General features: G+C 63.3%; 24 protein-coding genes and 1 riboswitch. Of the genes, 6 read left to right on the forward strand and 18 right to left on the reverse strand.

The window, feature by feature from the left end; all coding sequences use genetic code 11:
- Nucleotides 1-98: 98 nt before the first annotated feature.
- The 5 genes from purH to PQQ96_RS36350 all read right to left on the reverse strand — a co-directional run bounded on the left by purH (nt 99) and on the right by PQQ96_RS36350 (nt 5,943).
- The gene (purH, locus tag PQQ96_RS36330) at nt 99-1,664 is read right to left on the reverse strand and encodes a bifunctional phosphoribosylaminoimidazolecarboxamide formyltransferase/IMP cyclohydrolase (protein WP_074282235.1); all 1,566 of its coding nucleotides are present in this window, start codon (nt 1,662-1,664) and stop codon (nt 99-101) included.
- 58 nt (nt 1,665-1,722) lie between these two features.
- Nucleotides 1,723-1,956, reverse strand: a complete 234-nt coding sequence (locus PQQ96_RS36335) for a Fis family transcriptional regulator (RefSeq protein ID WP_007180440.1) — start codon at nt 1,954-1,956, stop codon at nt 1,723-1,725.
- Nucleotides 1,953-3,020, reverse strand: a complete 1,068-nt coding sequence (gene dusB / locus PQQ96_RS36340; RefSeq protein WP_408301440.1) for a tRNA dihydrouridine synthase DusB — start codon at nt 3,018-3,020, stop codon at nt 1,953-1,955. Before dusB ends, PQQ96_RS36335 begins: the two co-directional genes overlap by 4 nt.
- A 249-nt stretch (nt 3,021-3,269) precedes the next feature.
- Entirely contained in the window at nt 3,270-4,505 is a 1,236-nt protein-coding gene (locus tag PQQ96_RS36345; protein ID WP_408301442.1) for a UbiH/UbiF/VisC/COQ6 family ubiquinone biosynthesis hydroxylase, read from the reverse strand.
- 31 nt (nt 4,506-4,536) lie between these two features.
- The gene (locus tag PQQ96_RS36350; RefSeq protein WP_408301444.1) at nt 4,537-5,943 is read right to left on the reverse strand and encodes an aminopeptidase P N-terminal domain-containing protein; all 1,407 of its coding nucleotides are present in this window, start codon (nt 5,941-5,943) and stop codon (nt 4,537-4,539) included.
- Between the two features lie 309 nt (nt 5,944-6,252).
- Between PQQ96_RS36350 and PQQ96_RS36355 the strand changes: the two genes are divergently transcribed.
- Nucleotides 6,253-6,867 (forward strand): glutathione S-transferase C-terminal domain-containing protein, encoded by a 615-nt coding sequence (locus tag PQQ96_RS36355; protein ID WP_408301446.1) that lies wholly within the window; start codon nt 6,253-6,255, stop codon nt 6,865-6,867.
- 190 nt (nt 6,868-7,057) lie between these two features.
- Here the strand turns inward: PQQ96_RS36355 and lnt are convergent, their stop codons facing one another.
- The 7 genes from lnt to PQQ96_RS36390 all read right to left on the reverse strand — a co-directional run bounded on the left by lnt (nt 7,058) and on the right by PQQ96_RS36390 (nt 14,941).
- A complete protein-coding gene (lnt, locus tag PQQ96_RS36360) occupies nt 7,058-8,776 on the reverse strand; it encodes an apolipoprotein N-acyltransferase (RefSeq protein WP_408301448.1) in 1,719 nt (572 codons plus the stop codon).
- Nucleotides 8,777-8,825: 49 nt separating this feature from the next.
- Nucleotides 8,826-9,719: a CorC family transporter gene (locus PQQ96_RS36365; protein WP_074282241.1), complete on the reverse strand. Its 894-nt coding sequence runs from the start codon at nt 9,717-9,719 to the stop codon at nt 8,826-8,828.
- A gap of 303 nt (nt 9,720-10,022) precedes the next feature.
- Nucleotides 10,023-10,697: a gamma-glutamylcyclotransferase gene (locus tag PQQ96_RS36370; protein WP_408301450.1), complete on the reverse strand. Its 675-nt coding sequence runs from the start codon at nt 10,695-10,697 to the stop codon at nt 10,023-10,025.
- A gap of 28 nt (nt 10,698-10,725) precedes the next feature.
- Nucleotides 10,726-11,187, reverse strand: a complete 462-nt coding sequence (gene ybeY / locus PQQ96_RS36375) for an rRNA maturation RNase YbeY (protein ID WP_408301452.1) — start codon at nt 11,185-11,187, stop codon at nt 10,726-10,728.
- An 83-nt stretch (nt 11,188-11,270) separates the two neighbouring features.
- Nucleotides 11,271-12,344, reverse strand: coding sequence for a PhoH family protein (locus tag PQQ96_RS36380; protein ID WP_408301454.1), 1,074 nt, complete (start codon nt 12,342-12,344; stop codon nt 11,271-11,273).
- Between the two features lie 46 nt (nt 12,345-12,390).
- Nucleotides 12,391-13,764, reverse strand: a complete 1,374-nt coding sequence (miaB, locus tag PQQ96_RS36385; RefSeq protein ID WP_408301456.1) for a tRNA (N6-isopentenyl adenosine(37)-C2)-methylthiotransferase MiaB — start codon at nt 13,762-13,764, stop codon at nt 12,391-12,393.
- Nucleotides 13,765-13,957: 193 nt separating this feature from the next.
- On the reverse strand, nt 13,958-14,941 hold the full coding sequence (locus PQQ96_RS36390) for a LysR family transcriptional regulator (protein ID WP_408301458.1): 984 nt from the start codon (nt 14,939-14,941) through the stop codon (nt 13,958-13,960).
- Between the two features lie 116 nt (nt 14,942-15,057).
- Between PQQ96_RS36390 and PQQ96_RS36395 the strand changes: the two genes are divergently transcribed.
- The 4 genes from PQQ96_RS36395 (at nt 15,058) to ribB (ending at nt 18,750) form a co-directional block, all read left to right on the forward strand.
- Complete coding sequence (locus tag PQQ96_RS36395) at nt 15,058-15,474, forward strand: VOC family protein (RefSeq protein WP_408301459.1); 417 nt, start codon at nt 15,058-15,060, stop codon at nt 15,472-15,474.
- A gap of 16 nt (nt 15,475-15,490) precedes the next feature.
- Nucleotides 15,491-16,657, forward strand: a complete 1,167-nt coding sequence (locus PQQ96_RS36400; protein ID WP_408301461.1) for an MFS transporter — start codon at nt 15,491-15,493, stop codon at nt 16,655-16,657.
- 232 nt (nt 16,658-16,889) lie between these two features.
- Nucleotides 16,890-17,579, forward strand: coding sequence for a helix-turn-helix domain-containing protein (locus tag PQQ96_RS36405; protein WP_408301463.1), 690 nt, complete (start codon nt 16,890-16,892; stop codon nt 17,577-17,579).
- A 121-nt stretch (nt 17,580-17,700) separates the two neighbouring features.
- Nucleotides 17,701-17,884, forward strand: a riboswitch (FMN riboswitch).
- A 146-nt stretch (nt 17,885-18,030) separates the two neighbouring features.
- Nucleotides 18,031-18,750, forward strand: coding sequence for a 3,4-dihydroxy-2-butanone-4-phosphate synthase (gene ribB / locus PQQ96_RS36410; protein ID WP_408301465.1), 720 nt, complete (start codon nt 18,031-18,033; stop codon nt 18,748-18,750).
- Between the two features lie 201 nt (nt 18,751-18,951).
- On the opposite strand, the gene PQQ96_RS36415 is transcribed toward ribB, so the two are convergent.
- From PQQ96_RS36415 to glpD, 4 genes are all read right to left on the reverse strand, one after another.
- A complete protein-coding gene (locus PQQ96_RS36415; RefSeq protein ID WP_408301467.1) occupies nt 18,952-19,638 on the reverse strand; it encodes an HAD family hydrolase in 687 nt (228 codons plus the stop codon).
- 194 nt (nt 19,639-19,832) lie between these two features.
- A complete protein-coding gene (locus PQQ96_RS36420) occupies nt 19,833-20,546 on the reverse strand; it encodes an MIP/aquaporin family protein (RefSeq protein WP_408301469.1) in 714 nt (237 codons plus the stop codon).
- A 92-nt stretch (nt 20,547-20,638) separates the two neighbouring features.
- Entirely contained in the window at nt 20,639-22,138 is a 1,500-nt protein-coding gene (glpK, locus tag PQQ96_RS36425) for a glycerol kinase GlpK (protein WP_408301470.1), read from the reverse strand.
- A gap of 303 nt (nt 22,139-22,441) precedes the next feature.
- Entirely contained in the window at nt 22,442-23,971 is a 1,530-nt protein-coding gene (gene glpD, locus PQQ96_RS36430) for a glycerol-3-phosphate dehydrogenase (protein WP_408301472.1), read from the reverse strand.
- Between the two features lie 202 nt (nt 23,972-24,173).
- Between glpD and PQQ96_RS36435 the strand changes: the two genes are divergently transcribed.
- Nucleotides 24,174-24,548: a hypothetical protein gene (locus tag PQQ96_RS36435; protein WP_083674294.1), complete on the forward strand. Its 375-nt coding sequence runs from the start codon at nt 24,174-24,176 to the stop codon at nt 24,546-24,548.
- A 98-nt stretch (nt 24,549-24,646) separates the two neighbouring features.
- Here the strand turns inward: PQQ96_RS36435 and PQQ96_RS36440 are convergent, their stop codons facing one another.
- Complete coding sequence (locus PQQ96_RS36440; protein ID WP_408301474.1) at nt 24,647-25,273, reverse strand: TetR/AcrR family transcriptional regulator; 627 nt, start codon at nt 25,271-25,273, stop codon at nt 24,647-24,649.
- Nucleotides 25,174-25,462, reverse strand: a 289-nt coding sequence (locus tag PQQ96_RS36445; protein WP_408301476.1) for a hypothetical protein, incomplete at its 5' end; no start/stop codon positions are given. The genes PQQ96_RS36440 and PQQ96_RS36445, both read right to left, overlap by 100 nt.

A 25,462-nucleotide genomic window follows, 5' to 3' on the forward strand; every position in this document is an offset into this window, starting at 1 on the left:
GGTGAAGGGCTGGGGAAATCTCCGCCGGGCCGTTTCGCTCAAGCCAGGTTCGCGACTACCGCTTCACAAAGAATCAGGCGGTGTCCGCGAAGCCCGCATTAATGCCGGAAGTGACGCACCCCAGTCAACACCATCGCGATGTTGTGCTCGTCTGCTGCGCTGACCACTTCGTCATCGCGCATCGAGCCACCCGGTTGAATCACGCAGGTCGCGCCTGCCGCGACCACCACGTCCAGACCGTCGCGGAACGGGAAGAACGCGTCCGATGCCACAGCCGAACCGGTCAGCGTCAAGCCGGCATTCTGCGCCTTGATGCTGGCGATGCGGGCCGAGTCCACGCGGCTCATCTGGCCCGCGCCGACGCCAAGCGTCATGCCATTGCCGCAGAACACAATCGCGTTCGACTTCACGTACTTCGCGACGCGCCATGCGAACAGCAGGTCGTCCATTTCCTTCGGCGTCGGGTGACGCTTCGTGACCACGCGCAATTCGCGCGGCTGCACGTTCTTCGAATCGAGCGATTGCACCAGCAGGCCGCCGCCGACGCGCTTCAGGTCGAACGCGTTATGGCCTTCACCCAAAGCGATTTCCAGCAGACGCACGTTCTGCTTGGCCGCGAACACCTGGCGAGCCGCCGCGCTGAACGACGGTGCGATCAGCACTTCGACAAACTGCTTGGCCACCGCTTGCGCCGCCGTTTCGTCGACTTCACGGTTGAACGCGATGATGCCGCCGAACGCCGAGGTCGGATCGGTCTGGAACGCCTTTGCATACGCTTCGTTCGCGTCCGCGCCCACTGCCACGCCGCACGGATTCGCGTGCTTGACGATCACGCAAGCCGGCACGTCGAACGTCTTCACGCATTCCCACGCTGCATCGGAATCGGCGATGTTGTTGTACGACAGTTCCTTGCCTTGCAACTGGCTGTAGTTTGCCAGCGCGCCCGGCTGCACCACCAGGTCGCGGTAGAACGCAGCGCTCTGATGCGGGTTTTCGCCGTAGCGCAGGTCCTGCACCTTGTCGAACGCCAGGTTGAACGTAGCCGGGTAAGCATTGCGCGACGAATGTTGCAGCTCGTCGGTCAGGCTCGTCAGGTAGTTCGTGATCGCGCCGTCGTACTGGGCGGTGTGCGCGAATACCTTGGTGGCGAGGCGGAAGTTCGTCTTGTACGAAACCGCGTTGCTGTTCGCACGCATTTCGTCGAGCACGACCGCGTAATCCGCCGGATCGACCACCACCGTCACGTCGCGATGATTCTTCGCGGCCGAGCGCAGCATGGTCGGGCCGCCGATGTCGATATTCTCGATCGCGTCTTCCAGCGAGCACTCTTCTTTCGACACGGTCTGCACGAACGGGTACAGATTCACGACCAGCAGGTCGATCGTCGGGATGTCGTGCTTTTCAAGCGCCGCCATGTGTTCCGGCAGGTCGCGGCGCGCGAGAATGCCGCCGTGCACCTTCGGATGCAGCGTTTTCACGCGCCCGTCCAGCATTTCCGGGAAGCCCGTGTAGTCGGCGACCTCGGTGACGGATAGACCCGCATCCGCGAGCAGTTTCGCGGTGCCGCCGGTCGACAGGATCTTGACACCGAGGTCCGACAGCGACTTGGCGAAGTCGACGATGCCGGACTTGTCGGAAACGGAGATGAGCGCTTGCTTGATCATGATGAAGACGAAAAGCCGAAGGGAAACGTGGCAGGGCGCGAGAAAAAACTAAAACGAGCTACAACAAACCGTGCTGTTGCAGCTTCTTGCGCAGCGTATTGCGGTTGATGCCGAGATACTCGGCGGCCAGCGACTGATTGCCGCCGGCCTGCTCGAGCACCACTTCGAGCAAGGGTTTTTCCACGCACGAAATCACCATGTCGTAGACGTCGTGCGGATTGGAGCCGTCGAGATCCTGGAAATACATCCCCAGGCTGTCGCGGACAGATTGTTCGATATTGTTCTTGCTCATGCTGCTAGTCGGTCGGTATGGTCCGGCTCGCCGTCGTTCCTGGTGAGCGTCTCGTCGACGTAGACGAGGCGGTCGGAGATCGCCTTTTGGGCGTCGAAGAATTCGTTGACGGCGAGGAGTTGTTCGCGCGTGGTGTCCAGCGTATTCATGCGGTGCCGGAACACGTTGGCGCCAGAAAGGCCGCGAGTGTACCAGCCGATATGCTTACGTGCTGTGCGCACACCCGTAAATTCGCCGTAGAACTCATAGTGATCTTCGAGATGCTCGTTCATCACCTGCTGGATTTCGTCGATGCGCGGCGGCGGCAGCAACTCACCCGTTTGCAGGAAATGCTCGATCTCGCGGAACAGCCACGGCCGCCCCTGTGCGGCGCGGCCGATCATGATGGCGTCGGCGCCGGTGGCGGCGAGCACCTCGCGGGCTTTCTGCGGCGACGTAATGTCGCCATTGGCGACCACCGGAATGCGCACAGCCGCTTTGACGGCTGCGATGGTCTCGTATTCGGCGTCGCCGTGATACAGGTCGGCGCGCGTGCGGCCGTGCACGGTCAGCATCGAAATGCCGGCGGCTTCAGCCAGATGCGCGACCGAGAGCGCGTTTTTGTTGTCACGATCCCAGCCGGTGCGGATCTTCAGCGTGACGGGCACTGCGTCAGGGCCGATGCCCACTGCGGCTACCACCGCCTCGACGATGCGCTGCACCAGCGGCTCGTTCTGCAGCAAGGCGGAACCCGCGGCCACGTTGCACACCTTCTTGGCCGGGCAGCCCATGTTGATGTCGATGATCTGCGCGCCGTTTGCCACGTTGTAGCGCGCGGCTTCCGCCATCATGGCCGGATCGGCGCCGGCGATCTGCACGGCAATCGGTTCGACCTCGCCCGTGTGGTTGGCACGGCGCATGGTCTTTTCGCTTTTCCACAACTGCGCGTTCGAGGCGACCATCTCGGACACCGCATAGCCCGCGCCCAGCCGTTTGCACAACTGCCGGAACGGCCGGTCGGTCACGCCGGCCATGGGGGCGACGAACAGGTTATTACGCAGATCGTGGGAGCCGAGAGTAGGCATGACTTGGACGCGCCTGCGGCCGATTGATCAAATTCTGTCAGTCGGCGCATTCGCGAAATGCGAGGGAAAACCGCTATTTTAGCGTTAACGGATAGCCGACACCCGACTTGCGTCTGTCGTAACTCATTAAATCTTCTATGAAAGTGGTCCGGTTCATAGAACCGGCTCCGCTCGCGCGGCCCTGCTTCGGTGTCTGACTGCGGTGCCTAAAAGGCTGCAGCGGCTGCGGGGCGCGAGCGGGCGGCGCGCTCAGCGGCGCTGACCGAACATCATTTGCCGTGCCAGCGCGGTTTTCACCGGCGGCAGGAATTCGAGCGCGGTGAGGGCGAGGCCGCGCAAGGTGGCGAGCGGCGGGAAGTCGACGGTGAACAGGCGCGCGAGTGTGTCGGTCGCGCCGATCGTCAGGCGGCGGTCGAGCGCGCGGCGTTGCGCGAACGTCGCCAGCGCGAGCGGGGTGGGGCCTTCCGTGGACAGGGCATCGGCGAGCGCGTGCGCGTCGCGCAGGCCGAGATTCAGGCCCTGGCCCGCCACGGGATGCAGCGTTTGCGCCGCATTACCGATGGCGACGATATGACCCTGTACCAGCGTATCGACCGCATTCAGTCCCAGCGGGAACGACGCGCGCCCCTTTATTTGCGTAAAGCGGCCCATGCGGTTGCCGAACGCGGCGCCAAGTTCGCTCAGGAATTCGTCGTCCGGGAGTTGGGCGCGTCGTGCGGCTTCGTCGGGTGTGCAGCACCAGACCAGCGCGTAATTCGCGCCGCGCACGCCACCCATCGGCAGCAGCGCGATCGGTCCTTGCGACGTGAAGCGCTCCCATGCCACATGCGGTTGCGGCGCTGACACGGTGACCGTGCCGACCAGCGCGGTCTGCCCGTAATCGCGCGTACCGCCGCCAGCGCTGCTACTCGCGCTCCGGGCGGTTTTCTGGTCGCCGAACAGGCCGCCTTCGGCATTCACCAGAATCCGCGTGCGCAGATTGCGTGTGACACCCGCGGTTTCGATCGGCAAGGTGACGCCGTCGAGGTCCTGAGTCGGGGCCGCAGCGGAGGTGGAGCGGAACCAGTGCACGGAGGTCGCGTGAACCGCTTCGGCAAGCCCGTGCACGATCGAGCCATAACGCAGCACGTAGCCGAGCGCCGGCAGGCCGTGTTCGCTGTGGTCGATCAGCGTGCGGCCGAAGTGGCCCCGCTGCGACACGTGGATGCGCTGGATCGCCGTGGCGTCGGCGGGCCAGCGCAGCGGTTCGAGAATCATCCGGCTGCCGTGCGACACGGCGATCGCGCGTGGATCGGCAATCGAATCTTCCGGCTCGCGCGCGTCGATCAGCGCGATCTTCAGCGCCCGCGTCGCGCTGCGGCGCGCCAGCCAGCCGGCAAGCGCGAGCCCGACCGGCCCGGCGCCGACGATCGTCACGTCGAAATCGAAGGAATGATCGGACGCGGCGGGTTTCAGAATCACCGTCGACTGGGAAACGTCGTTCATTGCGGGTTACTTCCTTGGGTTACTGCTTGGGTCACTGCTTTGGTTCCTGGGCCGCGCGGGCTTCCTGCATCAGCGCCTCGATCTCGTCGGCCGCCACCGGGACGTCGCGTGTGATCAGCTCGCAGCCCTCTGGCGTGACGATCGCGTCGTCCTCGATGCGGATACCGATGTTCCAGTAGCGTTCGGGCACGCCTTCGGTCGGACGGATATACAGACCGGGCTCGATGGTCAGCGTCATCCCCGCCTGCAGCGTGCGCCACGGCAGTGCACCCGCTTCGTCGCGCGCGGCGCCGCGTTCGCGGTAGTCGCCGACATCGTGCACGTCCATGCCGATCCAGTGGCCGGTGCGGTGCATATAGAACGGCGCATAGGCGCGCTCGGCGATCGCGTCGTCGAGCGAGGCGAACTTCGTGCGGTCGATGATGCCGGTGTCGAGCAGACCCTGCGACAGCACGCGCACGGCGGCCTGGTGCGGATCGTCGAAGGTCGCGCCGACGCGGGTGGCGTCGACGGCGGCCTGCTGCGCGGCCAGCACGATGTCGTACAGCTCGCGCTGCGCCGGCGTGAAGCGGCCGCTCGCCGGGAAGGTGCGGGTGATGTCGGAGGCATAGCCGTCGAGTTCGCAGGCGGCGTCGATCAGGATCAGGTCGCCGTCCTGGGCAATCGCGTTGCCGGCCGGGTAGTGCAGCACGCAGGCGTTCGCGCCCGCAGCGACGATCGATGTGTAGGCCGGCGCCTGCGCGCCGAATTTGCGGAATGTGTAGAGCAGCTCGGCTTCGAGTTCGTACTCGCGCACGCCGGGGTGGCAGGCGGCCATCGCACGGCGATGTGCTTGCGCGGAAATCTGTCCGGCGCGGCGCATGATGGCGAGTTCGTGGGGATCCTTGACGAGCCGCATGTCGTCGAGCAACGGGATCAGGTCACACGCGACGGTGGGGGCGGCGACGCCGCTGCGGCCTTGTGCGCGCACGGTGTCGAGCCAGCCGCGCACCTGTTCGTCCAGTTCCGCGGAGGTGCCGAGCGCGTAATGCAGCGACGGCTTGTCGGCGAGAATGCGTGGCAATTGCGTATCGACTTCGCTTACAGCGAAGGCTGCGTCGAAGCCAAACGCCTCGCGCGCGCCGTCCGGTCCGAAACGGAAGCCTTCCCACGTCTCGCGCTCGACATTCTTCTCACGGCAGAACAGGATCGAAGCCGGCTCGCCCGGCGCGGCGCTGGCGTCGAGCACCAGCCACGCCTCGGGTTCGGTGAAGCCGGTCAGATAGTAGAAGTAGCTATCGTGCCGGTAGGGGTAGTCGGCGTCCCGGTTGCGCAGCTTTTCCGGCGCGGTGGGGATGATGGCGACGCCCCCGCCCGCTGCGCGCAGCGCGGCGAGTACGCGCTCGCGGCGCGTGCGGAAGACGTCGATGGCGATGGTGGGTTCGGTCGGCTGGTTCATCGTGCGATTGTAGCGCCCAATGCGGCGACTTATTTTGCACGGATACTGGTGTTTCGGGTGGTGGTGCCTGGCGGGCGCGGCTGGCAAGCGCTGTGCGCAGGTCAGCCGCGATGGCGGCGGCAATCCGTGCCAGGCGCCTGTCTTTCCGTCAATCAGCCGATTAGCCTGGTAGACGTCCGGCGCGCGGCGCGGCAATGTTGCTATCCATCCACAGCCAGCATCCATGCGGCTTGCGAAGATGGGGCGCTATGCTCGGGAACGGCGCCAACCACTTATACTTTCGCCGAATTCAAGAAAAGGCAGACGGTAATGATGAAACTCATCGGTTCGCTCGGCAGCCCGTTCGTGCGTAAAGCGCGGGTCGTTCTGGCCGACAAGAAGATCGACTACGAATTTGTGCCCGAGAACGTATGGGCGCCGGATACCACGATTCACACCTTCAATCCGCTCGGCAAGGTGCCGTGCCTCGTGATGGAAGACGGCGAAGCGGTGTTCGACTCGCGGGTGATCTGCGAATACGTCGATACGCTGTCGCCGGTCGGCAAGCTGATCCCGCCGTCCGGGCGCGAGCGCGTCGAAGTGCGCTGCTGGGAGGCGCTCGCCGACGGCATCCTCGACGCCGCGGTGCTGATTCGCCTCGAAGGCACCCAGCGCACGCCGGAGCAGCGCGTGGACGCGTGGGTGGCGCGGCAGCAACGCAAGATCGACGAAGGTCTGATCGCGATGTCGCAGGGCTTGGGCAGCAAGCCGTGGTGCGCGGGCAATCACTACACGCTCGCGGATATCGCGCTGGGCTGCGCGTTGGGCTACCTCGATTTCCGCACGCCTGAGTTGAACTGGCGCGAGGGGTATCCGAATCTGGACAAGCATTTCCAGAAGCTGTCCTTGCGTCAGTCGTTTATCGATACGGTGCCGGTGAATTGAGCGAAGGCCCTTGAGTGCCGCGGCTGCTTGTGTCGTGCAATCGACATCAAGCGGCGGTGTTGCTTTCGAATAAAAAACGCGCGCTCGGTTTTTTCCGAAGCGCGCGTTTTTTTGTGGTTTTGTCAGCGGTGATTGAGTAGGGCTGCCGTGTAGAACTGGCCAGATCGCTCAGCCGGCTCTCATCGGTGGCTCATTTCTTGCCGTTTTGACGCCGTACGATTCCCGGCCCGAACGCAAACCCGAACGCCAGCAGCAGAAGCGAAACCGCCAGAACCGTGTTGTTCCCGCTCGTCACGTAAGGCGTGCTGCCCGAGGTCCCTTGCACCGTCACATCGAGCGAGCCGATCGTGTACGGCTTCAGGCGTCCGATTACCTTGCCGTTGGCGTCGATCGCGGCGGTCATGCCGGTGTTGGTGGCGCGCAGCATCGGCCGGCCGGTTTCCAGTGACCGCATACGCGCAATCTGCAGGTGCTGATCCAGGGCGATGGTGTCGCCGAACCAGGCGAGATTGGTCGAGTTGACCAGCACGCCTGCCGGCGTATCGCTCTCGCGAATGTTCCGCGCGATCTCCTCGCCGAAAATATCCTCGTAGCAAATGTCCACGGACACAGGCTGGTTATGCACGATGAACGGTTTTTGCACCGGCGCGCCGCGCGCGAAATCGCCGAGCGGAATGTTCATCAGATTCACGAACCAGCGGAAGCCCCACGGTACAAATTCGCCAAACGGCACGAGATGGTGTTTGTCGTAGCGATACACCTCGCGCGTGCCCGGTGTGACGCCGAACAGGCTGTTCGTATAGTCGACCACCTGACCTTCCGGCGTGATGGTGCCGCCGATCGCACCGAACACGATCGCGGTGCCCGTCGAATCCGAGAAGTTGCGCACCGCCGACGCGAACCGCGGCGGCAATTGCTGTGCGAGCACCGGAATGGCGGTTTCAGGCGTGACGACCAGATCGGCCGGCTTCGACGTGATCATCTGCTGATACATATCGATCGCGGCGCGCATACCGGCTTCTTCGAACTTCATTTCCTGTTTGACGTTGCCTTGCAGCAGGCGCACCGTCAGCGGCGCGTTAGCCGGCAAGGTCCATTGCACGAGCGGCAGCAGCAGGCCGGCCGCGATCAGCGCAACTGCGATTCCCGCCGGCACGGCGACGCCTGCGATACCGCGTTTAGCCCCATTGCCGCCATTGCCGACTGCGGTGGCACCGAGTTGCCCGCGCGAAGGCAGCATGTGCACCAGCGCCTGCACGATCAACGCCGCGACCAGCGCCAGCACCCAGCCGACGCCGTACACGCCCGCCACCGGTGCAAACCCGGCGAACGGTCCGTCTACCTGCGCATAACCGCTCGCAAGCCACGGAAAACCGGTGAACACGGTCCCGCGCAACCATTCACCGATCGCCCACGCGCTCGCAAAAGCCAGCGCGCCGTGCCAGGTCGGCGAGAACGGCTGGTCGGTGTCCGACGCGCCGTTGCGCGCGTGCCCCGCGCAGAATGACCAGATGCCCGCGGCAAACGCCGGATACACCGCCAGATACAGTGAGAACAGGACGACCGCCGCGCCCGCAAGCGGCGCGGCCATCCCGCCATAGTCGTGCATGCTGACGTACAGCCACCACACACCGGTGGCGAAGTTGCCGAAGCCGAAAGCGCCGCCCGTCAGCGCGGCGCTCTTCCAGCCGGTCGTGCGCGTGAGCCATGCGAAGAAGAACACGAAGATCACGAGTTCGAGCCAGCCGCCATGCGGCGTCGGCGCGAACGACAGCGTATTGGCCGCACCGGCGGCCAAAGCGACGAGGTAATGCCAGCGGGGCACGGTACGGCCCCGCGCTTCCCGGGTTGCGGGGGCGGCAGGAGCACTCACGCCGCGGCGCGAACGGGATGTAATCGGGTCGGCCATTGTTGCGCGGTCGGCGTGAGGAGTTGAAGAAGCGAAGAAAAGAAGCGGATCAGGTCTGAACGTGCTGGGCTTCGCGCTCGCGCTGGCCGGCGAGCGGGTCGCGGCGCACCAGCAGCATGTGAATCTGGCGGGCGTCGCCGCGCAGAATCTCGAAGATCAGATCGTCGAGACGGACTTTTTCACCCCGGTGCGGCACCCGTCCGAAATGATGCGTGACGAGCCCGCCGATCGTATCGACTTCGTCGTCCGAGTAATGCGTGCCGAAGGCCTCGTTGAACTGCTCGATTTCGGTGAGCGCGCGCACGCGGAAGCGGCCGTCCGGCGAGGCGATGATATTGCCGCTTTCCTCGTCGAAATCGTATTCATCTTCGATATCGCCGACGATCTGTTCCAGCACGTCTTCGATCGTAATCAGGCCGGCCACGCCACCGTATTCGTCGACCACCACCGCGAGGTGATTGCGATTCACACGGAAGTCGTGCAGCAGCACGTTCAGGCGCTTCGACTCCGGGATGAAGACGGCCGGGCGCAGCATGCCGCGCACGTCGAATTCGTCTTCAGCGTAGTAGCGCAGCAGGTCTTTCGCGAGCAGCACACCGATGATGTTGTCGCGATTGCCCTCGTAGACCGGATAGCGCGAGTGCGCCTTTTCCAGCACGTAGGGGATGAATTCGGCGGGATTGTCCGCGATGTTGATCGCGTCCATTTGAGCGCGCGGCACCATGATGTCGCGGGCGCTGAGTTCGGACACCTGGAATACACCCTCGATCATCGACAGCGAGTCGGCGTCGATCAGGTTGCGCTCGTGCGCGTCCTGCAGGATTTCCAGAAGTTCGGCGCGCGAGTCGGGCTCGGGCGAGATGAAGTCGGTCAAACGCTCGAGGAGTGAGCGTTTTTCTTGCGGTTTGTCGATTTGGCGTCGACTGGGATACGTGTCGTTCATGGTAGTGCGCCCGGCGAGTCTGGGCGCGCTGTTGCAGAGCATTAAGGATACACCAGGCACATGGCAGGACCGTGTCCCGCCGGGCTGGGCGATGAGTGATGTGACAAAACCACCCGGCCGCGTGCGGTGGGCGTAGGTCAATCCTAACTGATTACGCGAGGAAAAGCGTTTTGGAGCAAAAAAGTAGGGGTTGTGGCGGCGTACGCGGCGCCGATGCCGGCGTGGTGGGCGTGGCTTACTCCATCGCGGGCCACCCGGTACGGTGATGGTTCGTTGGCGTTCTGGTCAATCGTAAGCGGCGCGTCAGCCGGCCTCGCGGCTTTCCTTGCGGCAACGCTCGAGCAGCGCTTCAAGCGCGCGGTCGGGCATGCCGCTTTCGCGCAGCGCATGCACGGTGCGGCTGACATAGTCGAGCGTGGTGCCGTAGCGGCCGCTCGCGCAGCCGAACACGGTTTTGACGATTTCGTCGCGCAGTTTGCCGGTGTAGGTCGGCGCGTCGCGGCGCATCACGAAGGCGAGCGCGTCGACGCGTCGGCCGTCGGCGAGCACGCAGGGCAACCAGGCCGGGCGATACGAACCCATCGGCATTTCGCGGCGCCACAATGCTTCCAGGTGTGGCATCGCACCCTCGGCGGCGAGGCGGAACGCGATGCCGGAGCACGAGCCGCCGCGATCGAGCGCGAGCACGAGGCCCGGCTGTTCGGGGGTGCCGCGATTCACGCGCGACCACAGATACAGGCCGCGGTGATAACCGTGCACTTTCGACCGGGCTGCTTCGACGGTGGGCAGACCGGGATTCCAGATCAGCGAACCATAGCCGAACAGCCACAGATCGCTTTTACGGTCCCAGTCGCGCAACGCGCATTCGAGCGATGCGCGCAACTCCTCGTCCGTTAGCAGCCGCGATTCGCCGAGTGCGGGCGGATAGTCCGGGCAGGGCGTGCTTCGCGTATCGGCTTCAGGGGAGGACGTGCTCACGGCGGTTCTTTAACGGTGATGGCAAAGACTATTGATAAGGATCCGGGAAACCGAGCTTGCCGAGGATCTCGGTTTCGATCGCTTCCATTTCTTCGGCCTCTTCCTCGACCTCGTGGTCGTAGCCTTGCGCATGAAGGGTGCCGTGGACCAGCAGGTGCGCGTAGTGCGCGATCAGCGGCTTGCCCTGTTCGGCGGCTTCCTTTTCCACGACCGGGCAGCACAGGATCAGATCGCCTGTCACCGGATCGTCTTCCGATTCGGCGTAGGCAAACGTCAGCACGTTGGTCGAATAATCTTTGCCGCGATAGGTTCGGTTAAGCGTGCGGCCTTCTTCGGCGTCGACGAAACGCACGGTCAGCTCGCCGTCCGCGAAGAGCGCCGCCTTGATCCAGCCGGCCACAGTGGCGCGCGGCAGCAGCACCTTGTGTTCCGGCCAGGCCTTGGCGGCGGGGAATTGCAGATTCAACGTCAGTTTCGGTGCGCGGCTCATGCGGTATCGATGTGTTGCTTGGGTTGCAGAGGCATATGCAGTGGCATTTAACGCAAATTAGTGGCGCACATTAGCGCCACAAATTAACGAGAATCGGCCGGATTGGCGGTTTTCTGCGAATGTGCATCGTACGCCTCCACAATTCGCGCGACCAGCGGATGCCGCACCACGTCCGCGCTGGTAAAGCGCGTGAGCGCAATGCCGCGCACGTCCGACAGCACCTGCTGCGCTTCGATCAGCCCGCTCTTCGCGCCGCGCGGCAAGTCGACCTGGGTCGTGTCGCCGGTGACCACCGCCTTTGAGCCGAAGCCGATACGCGTGAGGAACATTTTCATCTGTTCGGGCGTGGTGTTCTGCGCCTCGTCGAGGATGATGAACGCGTGATTCAGCGTGCGGCCCCGCATGTAGGCGAGCGGCGCGATTTCGATCATCTGCCGCTCGAACATCTTGGCGGTTTTGTCGAAACCGAGCAGATCGTACAGCGCGTCGTACAGCGGACGCAGATACGGATCGACTTTTTGCGCCAGATCGCCCGGCAGGAAGCCGAGGCGTTCGCCCGCTTCGACGGCCGGGCGCGTCAGCACGATGCGTTTGACCTGATCGCGCTCCAGCGCGTCCACCGCGCAAGCCACCGCGAGATAGGTCTTGCCCGTCCCTGCCGGACCGACGCCGAAGGTCACGTCGTGCGAGATGATCTGCTTCAGATACTCGCGTTGCGCCGGCGTGCGGCCGCGCAGGTCGGCGCGCCGTGTGTACAGCTTCGGGCCGAGTTCTTCGAGGTCGTCGTCACCGTTGTCGGCGGGTTGATCGAACGGATGATCCGGGTTGCCGGGGAAACGCGAGTCGATCGTTTCCGCGCCATGGCCGTTGCCGTTCGCGCGATGGCGTGCCGGCTGACGCACTTCAACGAGCGCGAGCTGGATGTCGTCGACCGACAGCGGCTCCTGCGAGTTGTTGTAGAACCTTTCGAGCGCGGTGAGCGCGAGTTTCGCGCCGCGCCCGCGAATCGTGATGCGGTGGCCACGGCGTTGCAGCGTCACGTCGAGCGCCTGCTCGATCTGCCGCAGATTTTCGTCGAGCGGTCCGCAGAGGTTGGCGAGCCGCGCGTTGTCGTCGCGCGGTGCTGTGAATTCCAGATGCTGCTGAGTGGTCTTCAAGGCGGAGGATCGATCCTGTCGGTTTCGTGACGCTGGCTGGCGTCGCTCAGTGGGTGGTCGCGGTTGCGTCGTCGTGCACCAGCACGAGCTCGCCACGCAACGAATGTGGGTACGCGTGGACGATTTTCACGTCCACCATCTGGCCGATCAGCCTTGCGTGCGACGCGACCGGCGCCGGGAAATTCACCACACGGTTGTTCTCGGTGCGGCCCGCGAGTTCGTTCGGGTCCTTGCGTGCCGGACGTTCGACCAGAATCCGTTCGACCTTGCCGACCATCGAATCGCTAATGCGCTGCACGTTTTCTTCGATCGTAGCCTGCAGATGGTACAGACGCTTGAGCTTCACTTCGTGCGGCGTGTCGTCGTGCAGATTCGCGGCCGGCGTGCCGGGACGCGGGCTGTAAATGAACGAGAAGCTGGTGTCGTACTTCATTTCGTGGATCAACGCCATCATCTTGTCGAAGTCTTCTTCCGTCTCGCCAGGGAAGCCGACGATCATGTCGGTCGACAAGGACAGGTCCGGGCGGATCGCGCGCAGCTTGCGGATCACGGACTTGTATTCGAGCACCGTGTAGCCGCGCTTCATCGCCATCAGGATGCGGTCGGAGCCGTGTTGCACCGGCAGATGCAGATGGCTGACGAGCTTCGGCACCTTGGCGTAGGTGTCGATCAGGCGCTGCGTGAATTCCTTCGGATGCGATGTGGTGTAGCGAATCCGTTCGATGCCCGGAATATCCGCCACGTATTCGATCAACTGAGCGAAGTCGGCGATTTCGCTCGAGCCCAGTGTAATGCCGGCACGGTAGGCGTTCACGTTCTGGCCGAGCAGCGTCACTTCACGCACGCCCTGGTCGGCGAGACCGGCGATTTCGGTCAGCACGTCGTCGAGCGGCCGCGACACTTCTTCACCGCGCGTGTACGGCACGACGCAGTAGCTGCAGTACTTGCTGCAGCCTTCCATGATCGACACGAATGCGCTCGCGCCATCGACGCGCGCCGGCGGCAGGTGATCGAACTTTTCGATTTCCGGGAACGAGATGTCGACCTGAGCGCGGCCGCTTTCGCGGCGCTTGTCGATCATCTGCGGAAGACGGTGCAGCGTTTGCGGCCCGAACACCAGGTCGACATACGGTGCGCGCGCCACGATCGACGCGCCTTCCTGGCTCGCCACGCAACCGCCCACGCCGATGATCAGATTCGGGTTCGCTTCTTTCAACTCGCGCACACGGCCGAGTTCGGAGAAGACTTTCTCCTGGGCTTTTTCGCGCACCGAGCAGGTGTTGAAGAGAATGACGTCCGCGTCTTCCGGGGTGTCGGTCTTGACGAGGCCTTCAGCCGCACCGAGTACGTCGACCATCTTGTCGGAGTCGTACTCGTTCATCTGGCAGCCGTAGGTCTTTACATAAACTTTCTTGGTCATCGATTTTCGCCGGTCGCAGTGGTTAACCTGGGGGCGTCGTTTAAAAGGTGTAGAGGGGGTGAACGTGCGGGCAGCGTGCGGAACCCGGCCGTGGGGTGGCGTTTGAGCCCGCCTGAGCCCGCCTGGGCTTGCCTTGGCCCACTTGAGCCGATTTCGGTCCGCGTTCAATACACGTTCGCGGCGTAGCTCAACATTATAGCCCCTCATCGGATGCGGTTTCTGCCGCGGCCATGGCCCGCGACCGCTCCGGCGGCAAGCCCAGCAAGCCTTCCAGTTCGTCCGACACCTGCGCGAAGCGCTCGCTCAGAAAATCCAGCAACACGCGCACGCGTGGCGCCATGAACCGGTTGCGGTGGTAGAGCGCGTGGAGCGGCGCGTCCGGATAGCGCCATTCGGGCAGCAGGATTTTCAGGCAGTCGCCCCGCAAGTCCGCTTCCACGTCCCACATCGACTTGATGACGATCCCGTAGCCGCGCCGCGCCCATTCGCGGGCGACGGCGCCGTCGTTGGTTTCCCTGGACGTTTCGAACGGCACCGTGTAGTGCTGCACCTCGTCGCCGCGTGTGAACCGCCATTCGTTGACCGGGCCGGATGCGGTGCCGAGCACGATGCAGTCGAAATTCGCCAGATCGTGCGGATCCTTCGGTTCGCCCTTGCGCGCGATGTAGTCCGGCGACGCGCACAGCACGCGCCGGTTCGGCGCCAGCTTGCGGGCGACGAGTGAACTGTCCTGCGGCACGCCGAAGCGGATCGCCAGATCGATGTCTTCCTGCACCAGATTCGATAGCGAGTCCGACAGCGTCAGCGCGAACGTCACCTCGGGGTAAAGCGCGTTGAACTCGTCGAGCCAGTGCATCAGCAGATTGCGGCCGAAGTCCGCCGTTGCCGAGATTCGCACCTTGCCGCGCACGACACCCTGGCCGGCCTGCAACGCGGCTTCGGCGTCGTCGAGCGATTGCAGGGCCTGGCGGCAGCAGTTCAGGTAGAGGCGGCCTTCGTCCGTGAGCCTCAACTGGCGGGTGGTGCGCTCGAACAGGCGCGTTTTCAGGCCGGCTTCGAGTTTGGCCAGCCGCGCGCTGGCGGCGGCCGGCGTCAGGCCCAATTTGCGGCCCGCCGCCGACAGACTGCCTTGCTGCGCCGCTTCGACGAACAGGCGGATGTCACCGAGGTTATCCATCGCTATTTTTCAAAGAGATTTGAAAATGCTTCAAATGCTACGCCAATTATCAAATTGACGTGTTCCGCTCAGAATGCATTCCTCGTAAACCCTTTGTGCTCCGTGCAGCCCACATCATGCAACTCGATCACGCAACGATCGTCACTGCCGAGCTCGACACCGCGCGACGTTTCTTCGTCGACGTCGTCGGGTTGACGGACGGCGCACGTCCGCCATTTTCGATCGACGGCTACTGGCTGTATGCAAACGGCCGCCCGGTGATTCATCTGATTGACGCGACGGTGCCCGCTGTAGCGGGCAGGGCGGCGCCGCGCATCGACCATGTCGCCTTCCGGCTGGAGAGCGCCGATGAATGTCAGGCGCTCGTGCAGCGCCTGCATGCGGCGCAGATGCCTTATCAGCTCGCCGAAGTGCCGCAGATGGGGCCGCAGCAAGCCGAATTTCAACTGTTTGTCGCGCTCGCGCCGGGCGTGGTCATCGAATTCGTGACGGCGTTGCGTCACGCTCACCGCCGTTCACTCGCTCAACTTTAGAACCTGGAGTAGAAAAATGCCCATTCCATTACTGGCGCTAGCGATCAGCGCCTTCGCGATCGGCACGACCGAATTCGTGATCATGGGCTTGCTGCCCGAGGTCGCGCGCGATCTGGCCGTGTCGATTCCGTCGGCCGGTTTGCTGGTGAGCGGCTATGCGCTCGGTGTCGCAGTCGGTGCGCCGCTGCTTGCAGTGGTCACCAGCAAGATGCCGCGCAAGCTGGCGTTGCAGCTGCTGATGGGGGTGTTCATCGTCGGCAATACGCTGTGCGCGATCGCCTCCAGCTATTCCGTGCTGATGATCGCGCGTGTGGTGACGTCGTTCGCGCATGGCTCGTTCTTCGGTATCGGCGCGGTGGTGGCGGCTTCGCTCGTGCCGGCTGAAAAGCGGGCAAGTGCGATTGCGCTGATGTTCACCGGCTTGACGCTCGCGAATGTGCTCGGCGTGCCGTTTGGTACTTTCGTCGGTCAGGAATTCGGCTGGCGCGCAGCGTTCTGGATTGTCAGCGCGTTTGGGGTGCTGTCGCTGGCGGGCGTGTCGGTGCTGGTGCCGAATCGTCATGATTCCGGCCCGGTCGGCTTGGGTCATGAAGTGCGCGTGCTGAAGGACCCACAAGTCTGGACCGCGCTTGCGATGACCGTACTCGGCTTCGGCGGCGTGTTCGTTGTGTTCACCTATATCGCGCCGATTCTCGAGCAGGTGAGCGGTTTCTCGCCGCGTGGCGTGACGCTGATTCTGGTGTTGTTCGGGATGGGGCTCACGATCGGCAATACCGTGGGTGGCAAGCTCGCGGACCGTGCGCTGATGCCTTCGCTGATGGGTATTCTGGTGGCGCTCGCGGTGGTGATGGCGATCTTCGCGCGCACCAGTCATTCGCAGGTGGCTGCGGCGATTACCATTTTCGTGTGGGGCATTGCGGCGTTCGCGACGGTGCCGCCGTTGCAGATGCGCGTGGTTGAGAAGGCCGCCGCGGCGCCGAATCTGGCTTCGACGTTGAACATCGGCGCGTTCAATGTTGGCAATGCGGGCGGCGCGTGGCTGGGTGGTCGGGTGATCAATCACGGCTATTCGCTCGATACGCTGCCGTGGGTCGCGGCGGCGGTCAGCGTGGTGGCGTTGTTGTTGACGTGGTTTGCCGCTCGGGCGGATGCGCCTGCTTCGACCGTAGCGCAGCGCGCCTGAGTGTGCGTGGGTGCAATTGATATGCCCGGATGTGCCCAAGTGCGTTGGCGTGCTCAAGCGCATCTGAGCCCGAACGCGCCCATATGAAAAATTCGCACAAGCTTTGCGAGAATCGTCCTCCGCAATGCTGATAACAGTGTGAAGATAACTTCGTTGGGCGCAGCAGGCCGCGATGCTATCTTGCTTCCACTAACCGCTTGCCCGCCGTCCGGCGGCGCTCCTGGAGGCAATCATGCATTCCCCGCTTGCGCTGGTTCGCGATCCCACGGCTGACACCGTTGCGTCGTCGCGTGCCGCTGAACCCTTCGATGCTCTGGAACATCTGGTCGGCGTGAATCTCGCCCGTTTGCGCGCCGAGCGCCAACTGTCGCTCGACGCCTTGGCCCGCGCCTCGGGCGTCTCGCGAGCGATGCTCGCGCAGATCGAGTCGGCGCGCAGCGTGCCGTCGATCAAGGTGCTGTGCAAGGTGGCAGCGGCGCTGAAGGTATCGGTGGCGGCGTTCTTGCGGCGTCATGCGACCAACGGCTTCGAGCATTTGCCGGCAGAGCGGTCGTCGCGCGTCGTCAGTTCGAATGGGCGGTACTCGGCCCGGCCGCTGTATCCGGATGCCGAGCCGACCGCCGCTGAGTTTCACGAGTTGCGTATCGCGCCGTTGCATACCGAGGCCGGCACGCGCCGCGCGCCGGGCACCACGGTGAATCTGGTGGTCAGCGAAGGCACGCTGGAAGTCAGCGTGCACGACCAGCGCCAATTGCTGGCAACGGGCGACGCGATCGTATTCGACGCCGACCAGCCGCACAGCCTGCGCAATCCCGGTGACACGGAAGCGCGTGCGTTTCGCGTGACGCTGAAGGCCGAGACGCCGCCACGCTGGGATGTGCCGGCGTCACACGATCTGGCGCGCGAGGCCGCGCCGGTTTGACGAATGAGGTTTTTCAGGCGGATGTGCGGTGAAGCCGAGATGTCCGTCCAATCAGTAGGGGTTGCGCTGCAGGTTTCGCGCGACTGTTGTATTCTTTGCCAGCCGGTCGATCCGGCAATCAGTGCGTCTTCAGGGCGGGGCGAAATTCCCCACCGGCGGTATGCCGGCAGCGCGAAAGCGTGAGCCGGTGAGCCCGCGAGCGCCCGCATTCATTTGGCTTTCAGCTTACCGAAAGCCGCGCGGGGTCAGCAGATCTGGTGAGAAGCCAGAGCCGACGGTTAGAGTCCGGATGGAAGAAGATGTGCAGATAGTCATGTTCGTTTCCGTGGCGCCGCTAGCGGTTGGGGCGGTGCGCGAGCGTCGCTTTGCGCGGCGTTCAACGGCGCGTCTTTGTCTGTTTGCAATGCCCTGAAACGTTTCTCGCCCAACTTTTGCGATGAGCGTTTCAACTATGTCATTTACTACTTTTCCTGCCTCGTCGGTGATTGCAGACAATGCAATTCTCGACCTCCCGTTGCTCGCTACCGAGCCCGTTCCGCCGCGTATCGCCGCCGCCTTGCAAGCCATGCGCGATGGCCGTGCTGTCGTCCTGCAAGACGATGACGACCGTGAGAACGAAGCCGATCTGATCGTCTCCGCTGAGCGACTTTCCGTCGAAACCATGGCCTTGCTGATCCGCGAATGCAGCGGCATCGTTTGCCTGTGCCTGCCCGACGACAAGATTCGCGCACTCGAGCTGCCGCCGATGGCGGTCAACAACGAGAGCCGTCATGGCACCGCGTTCACGGTCTCGATCGAAGCCCGCGATGGCGTGACTACCGGCGTGTCCGCACTCGATCGCGTGACGACGATTCGTGCTGCCATCAGCGATACGGCGAAGCCTGCCGATATCGTGCGCCCTGGCCACGTGTTTCCGCTGCGCGCGCAGCCCGGCGGTGTGCTCGCGCGCCGCGGTCATACCGAAGGCACGGTGGATCTGGCGATTCTCGCGGGTCTGAAGCCGGCCGGCGTGCTGTGCGAGTTGATGAACGCGGACGGCACGATGACGCGCGGCGCGGATGTGGAGCGTTTCGCTCAACAACATAACCTGCCGATGCTGACGATCGCCGAGCTGGTGGAATTCCGCCAGGCGCTGGCGAGGGCACGCGAATGCGTGGCCGCTGAGGCCTGATGCGTGAAGGGTGTGCCGCGTGCGGTGACCTGGTTGGCGGTTCAGCGCGAATGCTTTGTCTCGCTGGAGGACGGCACCAGCCAGAGCGAACGTGATGCACTCACGCGTTTTAAAGAAACAAACCCCGCGCTCGGAAAAGCGCGGGGTTTGTCAGCAGTCTGAAGCCGGCTATTGCAGCCGGCTTTTTTCTTGCTGCGTCCGTTAAGACTGCACGTCGCCAAATTCACCGCGCACGCCGGCTTCGACCAGCGCAGGCAGTTCATCCATATGCTTCATGATGCGCGTCATACCCATCTTGCGCAGCGCATCCGCATAACCGTCGGGGATATGGCTCGCACCCACGAAGGCAATCGTCTTCATGCCCGCCGCACGCGCTGCATTCAAACCGGCCACGCTATCTTCCACGACGATGCATCGCGAAGGCTCCACGCCCAGCGTCTTCGCAGCGAACAGATAAACATCCGGAAAAGGCTTCGGCCGCGCGACCTGTTCGGCGCTGAAAATCCGCTCGCCAAAAATCTGCTGCAAGCCCGCGCGCCGCACCGACGCATTCACACGCGCCATCCGGCTGTTCGACACGACCGCGGCGGGCAGCGTCACGCGCTGCAATGCGTCGCGCACGCCGTTGATCGGGCTGAGCGAGGCTGCGAGCGCGAGCTCGACATTGTGTTCGATCGTATTGAAGAAATCGGCGGGCAGCGTGATATCGAACGACTTCTCGATCCCTTTGAGAAAGCGCGAGGTCTGCTGGCCGAACGCCGTCTTGACGACGGGTTCGAAGTCGAGGCCGGGGAAGGTGGCGGACAGCGTTTCGAGCATCACGCGGTCAGCGATGATTTCGCTGTCGACGAGCACGCCGTCGCAGTCACAGATGAGGTGGTCGATCATGCTTTAAAACGGAAAGCGAGAGGCGCGCGGGCAAGACAATTGCAAGCTCATACGCGGAGATTGAAAGCATCATGATACGTGCTTTGGCGCCGCGTGCGCGGCGCCATCACTTTCCGTCGGCGTTTATTTGCGGCCGTAGTCTGCCCGTAGTCTGCCTTTAGCGCGCCAATGTACGCCCTGTATGCGCCGCAGGATCAGTGCGCGTGCAGGTACAGATACAGCCCCGTTGCCAGCGCACCGCCCATCAGCGGACCGCACACCGGAATCCACGAGTAACGCCAGTCGCTGTCGCGCTTGCCCGGAATCGGCAGCAACGCATGCATCAGACGCGGCGACAGGTCGCGCGCGGGGCTCATCGCGTAACCAGTCGGGCCACCGAGCGAAATACCGATGCCGAGCACCAGCAGGCCGACCGGCAGCGCGTCGAGCGCACCCAGGCCAACTTGCGGCGAAGCCAGAAACAGCACGCCGAGAATCAGCACGAAGGTCGCGATCATTTCGGTGAGCAGGTTATGCGGCACGCTGCGAATGGCGGGCGACGTGCAGAACACGCCGAGCTTCACGTCGGCATCGCCTTCCTTGTTGAAGTGCTGACGATACGCGACCCACACCAGCAGGGCGCCGGCCATCCCGCCGAGCATCTGCGCCGCGATGTAGCCCGGCACTTTGGCCCACGCGAATTTGCCTGCCAGCGCGAGGCTGATCGTCACGACAGGATTCAGGTGCGCGCCGCTGTACGATGCCGTGACGTACACGGCAATGAACACGGCCATTGCCCAGCCCATCACGATCACGATCAGGTCCGCGCCTTTGCCTTTGGTGCGCGCGAGCAGTACGTTGGCGACCGCGCCGTTGCCGAGCAGCACCAGGAGCGCGGTGCCGATGAATTCCGCAATGTAAGGAGACATCGTTGGTTATCCGAAATATAGTTGTTAGGGAAGCCGCGGGATAAGCGGCTTCGTTATGTCCAAAGGTGTCTTATGGAACCAATGGAAAGCAATCAGGGCGTGTCGGCCCAGGCCTTCGCGGCGCGGATCGCGCGCTTCCAGCCGTCGAGGCATTCCTTGACATCGGCGTGCGGCAGGGCAGGCGTGAAACGGCGATCGAGCGCCCACTGGCTTTGCAGTTCGTCCACGTCTTTCCAGTAGCCGACCGCGAGACCGGCCAGATACGCGGCGCCCAATGCGGTCGTCTCCGATACTTTCGGACGCACTGCGTCGACGCCGAGAATGTCTGCCTGGAATTGCATCAGCAGATTGTTCGCGCAAGCACCGCCGTCTACGCGCAATTCGCCGATGCGAATGCCGGAGTCGGCTTCCATCGCCTTCAGCACGTCGAGCGATTGATAGGCGATCGAGTCGAGCGCGGCGCGGGCGATGTGCGCCGAGGCCGTGCCGCGCGTCACGCCGAACAGCGTGCCGCGAGCACGGGCGTTCCAGTGCGGCGCGCCGAGGCCTGCAAACGCCGGCACCAGATAGACGCCGTCGCTATGCGGCACGCTGCGCGCCATCGTTTCGATTTCAGCGGCGTTTTTGATGATGCCGAGGCCGTCGCGCAACCATTGCACGACCGCGCCGCCAATGAAGATGCTGCCTTCGAGTGCGTAGTTGATCTGGTCGCCGATCTGCCACGCAATCGTGGTGACGAGATTGTTCTTCGATTCGATCGGCTTGTCGCCGGTGTTCATCACGAGGAAGCAGCCCGTACCGTAGGTGTTCTTCACCATACCCGACTGCGTGCACATCTGGCCGAACAGCGCTGCATGTTGATCGCCTGCGATGCCCGCGAGCGGAATCTTGGAGGCGAACACGGTGGTCTTGGTCGGTCCGTACACTTCCGACGACGCACGCACTTCCGGCAACATGTTGCGCGGAATATCCATCGCTTCGAGCAGTTCGTCGTCCCACTTCAGCGTGTGGATGTTGAACAGCATCGTGCGCGACGCGTTGGTCACGTCGGTGACGTGCAGACCACCCTTGGTGAAATTCCACACCAACCAGCTATCCACCGTGCCGAAGGCGAGGCGGCCTTGCTTCGCCTTTTCGCGTGCGCCTTCGACGTTGTCGAGAATCCAGCGGATCTTGGTCGCCGAGAAGTACGAGTCGATTGGCAGACCGGTTTTCGCGCGGACTTTCTCTTCGAGGCCTTGCTCTTTGAGCTGATCGCAGAAGTCTGCCGTGCGGCGGTCTTGCCAGACGATCGCGTTATAGATCGGATGGCCGGTTTCGCGATCCCACACGATGGTGGTCTCACGCTGATTGGTAATGCCGATTGCGGCGATCGAGGTGCCGTTCATGCCGGCGCGCGTGACCGCTTCGGCGGCGACGCCGGCCTGCGTCGACCAGATTTCCTGCGGGTCGTGCTCGACCCAACCTGGACGCGGATAGATTTGCTGGAATTCTTTCTGAGCGGTCGACACGATATTGCCGAGCCGGTCGAACAGCATCGCGCGCGAGCTGGTGGTGCCTTGGTCAAGCGCGAGGATGTACTGATCCTGCATTGTCTCTTCTCCATGCGTTTTATGAATCGCCGGACTGCTAACCGGCGACGGGAACGGCTTGTTGTTTTAAGCGGGCTGCAACAGTTTGTGGTTGTGCGTCCCGGCTTGGTCAGTAGCCGAGGGGTGAAAATCGATTCGGGTCATGCAGGTTCATCCACGTAGCCAGGCCGTGTTGCTTTAGTCTGACCAGGTGGTCTGACTAAGTGACTTAACTAAGTGGCTGAACTGAGTGACCTGATTAAATAACCAAACTAATGGGCCTAACTAAGTGGCCTGACTGAACAATCTAACTAGCTGGTTTAGCTAAGCGCTCTGTCGGACCGGCTCGCGCGCGAACCACGTGTCGATGTCGCGTGTGATCGAATCGAGCGTGCCTGGTTCGACGTGCAGGCCGAGTTTCGAGCGGCGCCACAGTACGTCCTGCGCGCTGCGCGCCCATTCGGTGTCGCGCAGGTAAGTCAGTTCGGCTTCGTAGAGACCCGGCGCGAAAACGCGGCCAAGGTCCGCCAACGAGCGCGCGTTGCCAATGACATGCTTCACGCGCGTGCCGTACGCACGGGCGAGGCGGTGAGCCAGATCGGCGGGCAGCCAGGCATTCTGCTGCTTGAAGCCCACGAGGAAACGCTCGAAGTTGGCTTGCGGAATATCGCCACCGGGCAGCGGCACACCGGCCGTCCACGAGGGCGTGCCGTTATGCAGCGCGTGCGCGAGTTTGTCGACGGCTTCTTCCGCCAGCTTGCGGAACGTCGTGATCTTGCCGCCGAACACGGACAGAAGCGGCGCTTCGCCTGAAGGCGCGTCGAGTTCGAGCGAGTAATCGCGCGTGACGGCCGACGGGTTGTCCGCGCCTTCTTCTTCGAGCAGCGGACGCACGCCCGAGTAGGTCCAGCGCACGTCTTGCGGTGAAATCTTCTGTTTGAAGTAGCGATTGATCGAGTCGCACAGGTACTGTGTTTCGTCGGCGCTGATCGCCACTTGCGACGGGTCGCCGTGATATTCGAGGTCTGTCGTGCCGATCAGCGTGTAATCGTGTTCGTACGGAATCGCGAAGATGATCCGCTTGTCTGGATTCTGGAAGATGTACGCGTGATCGTGTTCGAACAGGCGGCGCGTGACGATATGGCTGCCTTTCACGAGGCGCACGCTGTGCGTCGCTTCCCGGCCGAGTGCGCCATGCAGCAATTCGCCGACCCACGGGCCGGCCGCATTCGCCATCGAGGCTGCGCGCACGTCGAGGATCGTGCCGTCCGCGCGCTTGAGTTGCGCGCGCCATTCGCCGCCGGCGCGCACCGCGCTGAGCAGCTTGGTGCGCGTGAGAATCTTGGCGCCGCGTTCCTGGGCATCCAGCGCGTTCAGCACGACCAGACGCGCGTCATTGACCCAGCCGTCCGAATACACGAAACCGCGCTTGATCGAATCGACCAGCGGTGCGCCCGCCGGATGGTCGCGCATCACGATGCCACGCGAGCCGGGCAGCAGTTCGCGTTTGGCGAGGTGATCGTAAAGGAACAGGCCGGCGCGAATCAGCCAGGCCGGGCGCAGATCGGGCATGTGCGGCATCACGAAGCGCAGCGGCCACATGATGTGCGGCGCCGCGCGCAGCAGCGTTTCGCGCTCCTGCAGGGCTTTGCGCACCAGTCCGAACTCACGGTACTCGAGATAGCGCAGGCCGCCGTGAATCAGCTTGGTACTGGCCGACGACGTATGGGCTGCCAGATCGTCCTGTTCGCAGAGCAACACCGACAGGCCGCGGCCCGCCGCATCGCGTGCGATGCCTGCGCCGTTGATCCCGCCACCCACGACGAGCAAATCGTACCTTGAGCCTTGCGTCACCTGCTGTGTCCCCTGCGTCGTATTCCGAAAGCTGTTTGGAAAAACTATCGAACCGATAGTGTTCGTTTGCGAACTTTAATGAACATATTCGAAAAAGTAAAGTTCGGTTTTCTTAGGTGTTCCTCTAGTGGTTGGCTAAGGTGGTGGCGTAACGCGCGGGCACGGACGATACTCTCAATAGCAGCCATTTCGAGGTGAATTCATGCGTGGACTTTGGATGATCGGCGCCGTTGCACTCCTGACGGGATGCGTCAGCTCGCCGAGCTTGAACGGAACGATGGGTGCACCCTCGTTCGTATCGTTGCAGCAGATGTGCAGTGCCCAGACCGTCGACTACGGTAACGACGCGCAAGGCGTCTACGCGACGCTGTTTGATGCCTACGTGGCGAATCGGCGTGGCAAGTTGTCGAAAGACGACTTCTGCGCGTTCCAGGCATCGCTTGCGCAGCATTACGCAAGCCTCGGTGTGAGTACCGACCCGCAGGTGCGTAATCAGTGGGTGACCTTCTTCACCGATCAGCGGGCCAAGGCGTTGAGCTGGCGCGCGGCGGCCGATCCGACCTTGCGCGCGGGCTGAGCGTCGCGCTGCGCTCCATTCCCCCGGCGCTTGCCTGCAGGGGTAGCCGCGTTGGGTGAGCTGATGGACTCACTCGGGCTAACCTGCGCCAACACGGGCTAGCCGCGTTGCGGCTGGGCCCCGCGCCACAACATCCGGCGAATCTGCGCGAGCACGGCCTCGCGCGTCGGCGCGTTGCTCCCGGCGGCCTGCTGTGCCTGTGGCAAAGGCAACTGATTGGCGAGCGCCAGCATGGTGAAGCCGTGCAGGCTGGCCCAGTAGGCGTAGCCGATCAATTGCGGATCGCCTTCCAGAACGCCCATGGCAACGAGCTTTTCGAAGTGCGCGCCGAGCATGCGCCAGGCGCGGTGCGAAGCGGCGCTGAGTTCCGGGTAGGCGCCATCCTGCTGCGTCAGATCGAACATCAGGCGGTAGGCGTGCGGCTCGTCAAGGGCGAACGCCACGTAGGCGTCGCTGACGGCGGAGCGGTCGGTCCCGGAACCCTGTTTCGCCGCTGCTTCGAGCCGCGTCGCGAAGCGGTTGAACGCCGCGGCGCGGACCATCGCAAGGATTTCGTCCTTGTCGCGGAAGTAGCGATAGGGTGTCATCGCGCTGCAACCCAGCTCCTTCGCCAGTTCGCGCATTGTCACGCCTTGCGGGCCGCGGGTAGCGAACGCATTTTCGGCCACGCGCCGCATGGTTTCGCGGAATTGCTGGATGTCGTCGGAGGAAAGCGTTTTTGGCATGCGCGAGGGAAGAAAGTCCGTCGCGTCAATTTACTGCGTAAATGAATTGGAAACAATAAAGCCGCCGTCAGTGCGGCGACCTGGTTCGAGACGAAAAAATACGCGGCAGCCTTGAAGCGGTGAGGGCGCGCGATGTCACCGCGGCGCAGCCCGCTGTCATGCTGCCGGACGTCGGCTTCAAAATCCAAC

The organism is Paraburkholderia sediminicola (assembly GCF_046027825.1).
GTDB lineage: Bacteria > Pseudomonadota > Gammaproteobacteria > Burkholderiales > Burkholderiaceae > Paraburkholderia > Paraburkholderia sediminicola_D.